The sequence below is a fragment of the Candidatus Nitrosoglobus terrae genome (assembly GCF_002356115.1).
GTDB classification, from domain to species: domain Bacteria; phylum Pseudomonadota; class Gammaproteobacteria; order Nitrosococcales; family Nitrosococcaceae; genus Nitrosoglobus; species Nitrosoglobus terrae.
This window is the reverse complement of sequence record NZ_AP014837.1, coordinates 1-6,436: the sequence shown is the minus strand read 5'-3', so window position 1 is coordinate 6,436 and position 6,436 is coordinate 1. Positions and strand designations below refer to the sequence as shown.

Genomic DNA, 6,436 nt, shown 5'->3' with positions numbered 1-6,436 from the left:
GATCTGAATAAGACACGGGTTTTTTAGTGTTAAGCGCAGCTATGAAGATTTAGAAGACTTGAAACGATAGTTTGATGCCTCACACGGGCACCAGAAATCATCATTAAATATTTGATATTAATTATGTTTTTCATACTTAATAAAAAAAATACCCCTAGATATACCCCTAAATTATTTTTTGTTACCTAATTGTAAGAAGATATTCAATTGATACCTTGACAAGGCTCAACGAGTGCCCTATAATGTACAGGCGACCTGTATATTTGCCACGAGTAAGATAGTGGCACTGATAGGCAAATAGGAAAGGGTTAACGGCGCTACTAACATCGTTAACCCCTATTTGATAACCGTAGTCTAGTAACTAAGTTAAAGAGAACATACATAGAGATATGCCCTGTAAACAGTATAGTATATTTTGTTCGTCTATGACAAATTATTTGTCTCAAAAAGCATATCCCTCCAGTTCTCTGAGCTTCTCTAGCTTATGGTTATCTCTCTCAATCTACGAAGAGGTAATCTGTGAAATCTCAATTAATCGGTGTTACTCAACTTAGTCGATTAACCGGAATTCCCCGCACTACTATTTATTTCTGGCTCGATCAAAATAGGAGCCAGATCCCTAGTCCTGTCCCCAATTCTAAGCCGATGAAATGGCTGTATTCCGATGTAGTTAGCTTCTTCAAGCTTGATGACACTACACAGATGGGAGGGCAATAGCTTGGATGCTAATCAAGCTTTTATTCAGGCCATTGAACAAGTCGGTTTAACGCCCCCTAGAAAGATAATCGCCGATGGAAAGATCCACCGCTTTAGCGCCAATGGCAAAGCTTCTAATCACTCCGGCTGGTACGTACTCCATGACAATATTCATAGTTATGTAGGTAAGTTTGGCGACTGGGGCACAGGGCTAAAAGTAGATTGGCACGATAAAGCTAAGCCTCTTACTCACCAGCAAGTAAAAGAAGCTCAGCAGATCCAACATCGAAATAGACCCCAGCAAGAAGCCGAGAAAGCAAGGCTAAGGGCACTGGCAGGCGTTAGGATTAAAAGCAATTGGTTTGATGCTGTACCCGCCAACGAAGACCACCCCTATTTAGTGAAGAAAGGCATAAAGCCCCATAACGCTAAGCAGCTAGGGGAGAAACTCATTATTCCTGTCTGGAAGAGCAAGAAGCTAATTAGTCTCCAGTATATCAACGAGCAAGGCGTTAAATACTTTCATAAGGGCAGCAGTTATCAAGGCGGGTTCGGAATAATAGGTAATCTCATTTGCCCAACTAGTAATAGGATTTGTATCGTTGAAGGTTTTGCAACCGCAGCCAGTATCCATGAGGCAACAGGGTGCCCCGTGGTGATCGCTTTTAGTGCAGGGAATTTAATGACTGTTTCTAAGAGGGTTTCTGATTGGGCTGACAGTCTGATCGGCAATAAATGGCGGGCAGTGATATGCGGTGATGATGATAGAGGCAATGAAATCAATGTAGGCAGGGAGATAGCTTTAGCAGCAGGTAAAGAACTGGGGCTAACTGTAGTGTTTCCTTTCTTCAGTAACCCCAATTCAACAGGTTCAGACTTTAACGATCTTCATGTCTCTGAAGGTATTGAAGCCGTTAAAGCCTGTATTCATTCACAACTAAACAATGGAGGTTATCAGTCATGAATGATTTAAACCAAAAAGAAAAGCCCTTAAATACGAAGAGCTTTAACAACACTCAGGAACAACCAACAGAAGAAATTATAGCAAGAGCCATGCCGAGTAGCAATACAGAACTCCAAGGAAACTATGAATTAGATCAGCTTTTAAGCAAAGCAGGAAACACTGATAACGTCGTTCCATTCTCTAACTCGACCCAATCAGAGGCGCAGACTGACAAATATAGGAACCGCTGGCCAGCAGAGGGTGAACGTCCGTGCTATACCATGATTGATGATCGGGATTTTGTAAAAGCGCATAAGGTTAGGCTAGGGCTATACCATTGCACTATGACTAAGGGCACTAAGGAAAAAGACCCAGAACCCGTAGACCGCTGGATATGTAGCCCTTTCGAGATACTTGCCATTACCTATGATGACAGCCGGAATAACCACGGTAGATTAATGGAGTTTATGGATGTAGAGAGTAAAAAACGTAAGTGGGCGATGCCGATGGAAGTACTGGCCGGAGATAGGGAGCTACAGCGGATATTGCTCAGTATGGGGATGATGATGGATAACCCTAGAGACAGCAAAGATATATGCAAATATATTAATACCCAACATCCTAAAGCCCGCGCCTTAGCCGTTAGTGCTACGGGCTGGGCAGCGGATGGGAGTAATAATTTTGTCTTCCCTGATAAAGTCATAGGGGATAACCCCAGTAGCGTTATCCTTCAAACCCTTGATGCCCCCCGATCGGACTTTAAAACTCTCGGCTCATTTAAGCAGTGGCAACAACAAATAGCAGCCAAGGCTATAGACAACCCTTTATTGGTGTTTGCTATCAGCCTAGCATTTGTAGGCCCGTTACTTAAGAAACTTCATTTAAAGGCCGCAGGCTTCCACCTCGTAGGCAATAGCAGTACGGGGAAAACTACGGCGTTATGTGTTGCCTGCTCAGTTTGGGGCAGTGAAGAATTTTCTAGAACTTGGAATAGTACAGCGAACGGCTTAGAGAAAACCGCAGCTGATTTTTCCGATACCTTCTTAGCTTTAGATGAAATGGGAGAATGCGATCCAAGGAGTATAGGCAACGTCATCTATTTCTTAGGTAACGGCGTGGGCAAGCAGCGGATGACAAAAATGATGACTACTCGCCCCCAGCTTAGATGGCAGATTGGAGTGCTTTCTACGGGGGAGAGAACCATAGCTGATTTTATCAATGAAGGTGGCAAACAAGCTAAGGCCGGTCAAGAGATGCGCATGATAGATATTCCGGTAGTGGGCACCTATGGAATATTCGATGAGCTACACGGATCTAAAGATGGGGCAGCTTTTTCCGATCAGCTTAAACAGGTGTCTAGCCAGCACTACGGTCATGCCGGCGTAGCTTTTATCGAGCAGCTTATTGAGCATACCCAGCCTGACGGACTGGCAGGAGATTTAGATTTAATGGGCTTATACAATGATTGTAAATTGTCCAAATGTTTCCAGACTGAAGGCGATGACGGCCAGCCTAAGCGCGTAGCAGCCCATTTTGCCCTCGTTGCGTTTGCTGGCGACCTTGCTACTAAGTTTGGGATTACGGGCTGGGAAGAAGGCGCGGCGATTGAGGCAGCAGCCTTTTTATTTCAGCGCTGGCGAGCCGATAAAGGGAAAGGTAATAAAGAGGGTAAAGATGTGATTGAGGCTTTAGCTGATTTTATTGATAGGCATGAGAATAGCCGTTTCTTATCTGTAGCTAATACAGAACCCCAGCTACTCGTAAGAGACTTAGCAGGCTACACCCGGATAGCCCCTGAAGGGCACAACAAGCAATTTTTGTTTGTGCCTAGTGGATTAAGGGAAGCGCTCAAGGGCTTGGATTTTAAGCGGGCTTTGGATGCGCTGATTGAGAAGGGGATATTACCACCTGCTAGAGCTGATGGGAAAACATCCAGACTAGAACGAATAAACGGCAAGATGACTAGAGTTTATATCAGATATTATCGTAAGTGAGAAATATCAATCTAAAGCTAAGAATAATCGTAGTATTAAGTACTATTCAGTAATTATTTATAATAATTAACGTAATGAGAGTACAAATATAAAATTTTAGAAGAATGGATTGGGTATTTTCTTTTTGGTTTAATGCTCTTATCTCATTCCCTGCCTGCCGTCAGGCGGGGGGATAAAACCCATCATCCAATACTTGCTCCATACTCCAGCCAGTTAGCTCAAAGCTCATAGGGAATGTTTTCTTAGCTAGGTTAGTTTCCTGTACTGCCCGCAATACGGCAATCGGATAAGCCTCTAAGGTTGATTCTACAAAACGAGGCTTCAGGCTTGGGTTTTCCTTAACTAATAGAGTAACCCTTAACCGCTGTTCTTCAATGGTCGCCTGCCAACTGTTGCCCCGTTGTTCAGGTTGATACTGCCATTTAAGTAGGTGGGTCAATAACACCGCGATCCGGTTTCTTAATTCTCGGTGTTCACTTTTCCCCATATCTTCTACCTCCTCAATCAGTGCTTCCATATCTACCTCACTAAATCGGCCTTGTTTTAGCAGTGCTGCGGTTTCCTGTGTCCAGCCATAAAAATCAGTTTCATAGGTGCTCATGGTGATTTCCTGTTTTATTTCCGGTGTTCATATATTTTTGGTGTTTCAGGTGTATCAGGTGTACAAGCTAGTATTCATCGAGCCTCATACCGATACACACCTATTTTAAAAGGTGTTTCAGGTGTATCAAATCATAGTATCTGCTACACCTGCTACACGCTAAAAATACAAGGTGTATCAGCTTCAATCCCCGTGGTTATTGGGGTGTACACTTGAAACACTTGATACACCGATTTTTAATATACTCCAGATAAAAATTAAATATTCTCTATATATTCTCTATCAAGGCATCATAGTTGATGTTATCGGGGGTTAACGCGATTTGTCTAACCTTTGGGTAAAAATTTGAGGTAATTAAGGAAGAGATGAATTTATTAAATTTATCCTAAATTTTGAATGTTTTTCCCTTTTAATACTTTTAATACTTTTAATACTTTTAGCTCGTTGTAACTTATTGATTTTAAAGGTTTTATAGAGGTCATATCCCTACATTTACTTACCAATATCCCTACATTTACTTACCAATATCCCTACATTTACTTACCAATATCCCTACATTTACTTACCATTATCCTACGATATATTCTATGTAGGTTTATTGCGGTTAATACATACAACAAAGTGAGTTCTATTAATGAAAGAAAAACAATTGGTAGTAAAAGATAACACCCTAATTAATGCTGCTTATACGCTAGATTTAGTAGAACAGCGTTTAATTTTGCTAGCCATTGTAAGCGCCCGCAAAGCACAGCAAGGAATTGATGCTAGTCATACAATTACCATACGAGGGGAAGATTATGCCAAGAGTTTTAACGTCAGTCGGCAAGCAGCTTATATAGCCCTTAATGAGGCAGCAAAATCCTTATTTAAACGCCAATTTAGTTATGAAAAACTAACCCCTAAAGGCAATATTGAAAAGGTTACTAGCCGATGGGTATCTGATATTAGCTATATCAATAAAGAAGGCGCAGTAATGATAACCTTTACCCGTTGTGTAATACCGTTGATTACCAAACTGGAAAAGCATTTCACTAGCTACGAACTTCAAGAAGTGGCTCACCTGAGAAGTATCTACGCTATCCGTCTTTACGAATTACTTATGGCTTGGCGTTCAACCGGTAAAACGCCCAAGTATAAATTGCAGGATTTCAGGAAAAAACTTGGATTGCTTGATGACGAATACGAGCGAGCAGATAACTTTAAAACCCGTGTACTAGACACCGCCACTACCCAAATAAACCAGCATACCGATATAAATATTAGCTGGGAGCAATATAAAGAAGGTCGACGGGTAGCAGGCTTTCAATTTACGATCACCTCTAAAAAAGAACCCCTCAAAAAAGGCCGTAAGCAGATCACTAAAAAAGAGGCAGAACGATTAGCTAAGACGGGGGAAACTTATACTGAACTTTATGGCCGATTAGCTCAAGAGTACATTATTGGCTAATGTTCATTATCACAGGTTAATCAAAAAAACACTAAAACCCCCATACAGACAAATTACCAGATGGATGTTTTAAGTGGGGGAGTTTTTACCCACCCTTGGAAGTGAGGTATTAGGGGATCAGGTAAGTTCTAGATTAGCTTGATAGCACTATGAACGTCTACAAGCCCCAAATTCTAGTTTTCAGTTATAACTATACTTCTTTATTACTAGATATATTTCCTCTCGATTTTGCCCCTGTTTTGTAAGAGGTTTAGAAGGTATACCCTTATAGCAGGGGTGTAGAGGTTAACTCTATCTATTGATTTAGTGCCTTTTCTTTTTGGTTTAAATAAAGGGGCTTTACTCATATTTAATGATAATTTTTGATGCCTATGGGAAGCCCTAAACCATTCTTTCAAGTCTTCCTATATCCCCCTAAGCCTCCTCAATATTCAGAGCTTCACGAGCTTATCTTTTTTTATACATGCTTATACTAGAATAGTTTTTGCGCATATCTAACTATAGTAATCAGCCAGTACCCCTCACAATCCCTATACCTAAATAATTTAAACGCTAAAATAAGCCTTGTAGAAAGCCGTTTTTTTACAAAATGTAAATATTAGCAATATATATATATATAATATAGAATAGGTGGGGTGGTTGGGGCTGGTGGTGGAATTAAAGATAAACGTTTTTTCTAAATTCACAACTAGAACATTAAACCAAAAAGAAAAGACACTAATTAATCTAAAGCGGAGATAAAAGATAAGCCCGTG

5 protein-coding genes are annotated in these 6,436 nt (G+C 40.9%); 4 read left to right on the top strand and 1 reads right to left on the bottom strand.

Annotation, left to right across the window (positions count from 1 at the left end):
- The first annotated feature begins 519 nt into the window (after positions 1-519).
- Genes TAO_RS09580 through TAO_RS09495 form a run of 3 tightly spaced genes read left to right on the top strand, consistent with a single transcriptional unit; the run spans position 520 to position 3,633 of the window.
- Positions 520-717, top strand: a complete 198-nt coding sequence (locus TAO_RS09580) for a hypothetical protein (RefSeq protein ID WP_145955163.1) — start codon at positions 520-522, stop codon at positions 715-717.
- Positions 689-1,660 (top strand): toprim domain-containing protein, encoded by a 972-nt coding sequence (locus TAO_RS09500; protein ID WP_096527827.1) that lies wholly within the window; start codon positions 689-691, stop codon positions 1,658-1,660. Before TAO_RS09580 ends, TAO_RS09500 begins: the two co-directional genes overlap by 29 nt.
- The gene (locus TAO_RS09495) at positions 1,657-3,633 is read left to right on the top strand and encodes a DUF927 domain-containing protein (RefSeq protein WP_096527826.1); all 1,977 of its coding nucleotides are present in this window, start codon (positions 1,657-1,659) and stop codon (positions 3,631-3,633) included. The genes TAO_RS09500 and TAO_RS09495 overlap by 4 nt, the downstream gene beginning before the upstream one ends.
- A 160-nt stretch (positions 3,634-3,793) precedes the next feature.
- Here TAO_RS09495 and TAO_RS09490 read toward each other — a convergent pair whose 3' ends face one another.
- Entirely contained in the window at positions 3,794-4,234 is a 441-nt protein-coding gene (locus TAO_RS09490; RefSeq protein WP_096527825.1) for a DUF29 domain-containing protein, read from the bottom strand.
- A 634-nt stretch (positions 4,235-4,868) separates the two neighbouring features.
- Between TAO_RS09490 and repM the strand changes: the two genes are divergently transcribed.
- Positions 4,869-5,681, top strand: coding sequence for a replication initiation protein RepM (repM, locus tag TAO_RS09485; protein WP_096527824.1), 813 nt, complete (start codon positions 4,869-4,871; stop codon positions 5,679-5,681).
- The last annotated feature ends 755 nt before the right edge of the window (positions 5,682-6,436 follow it).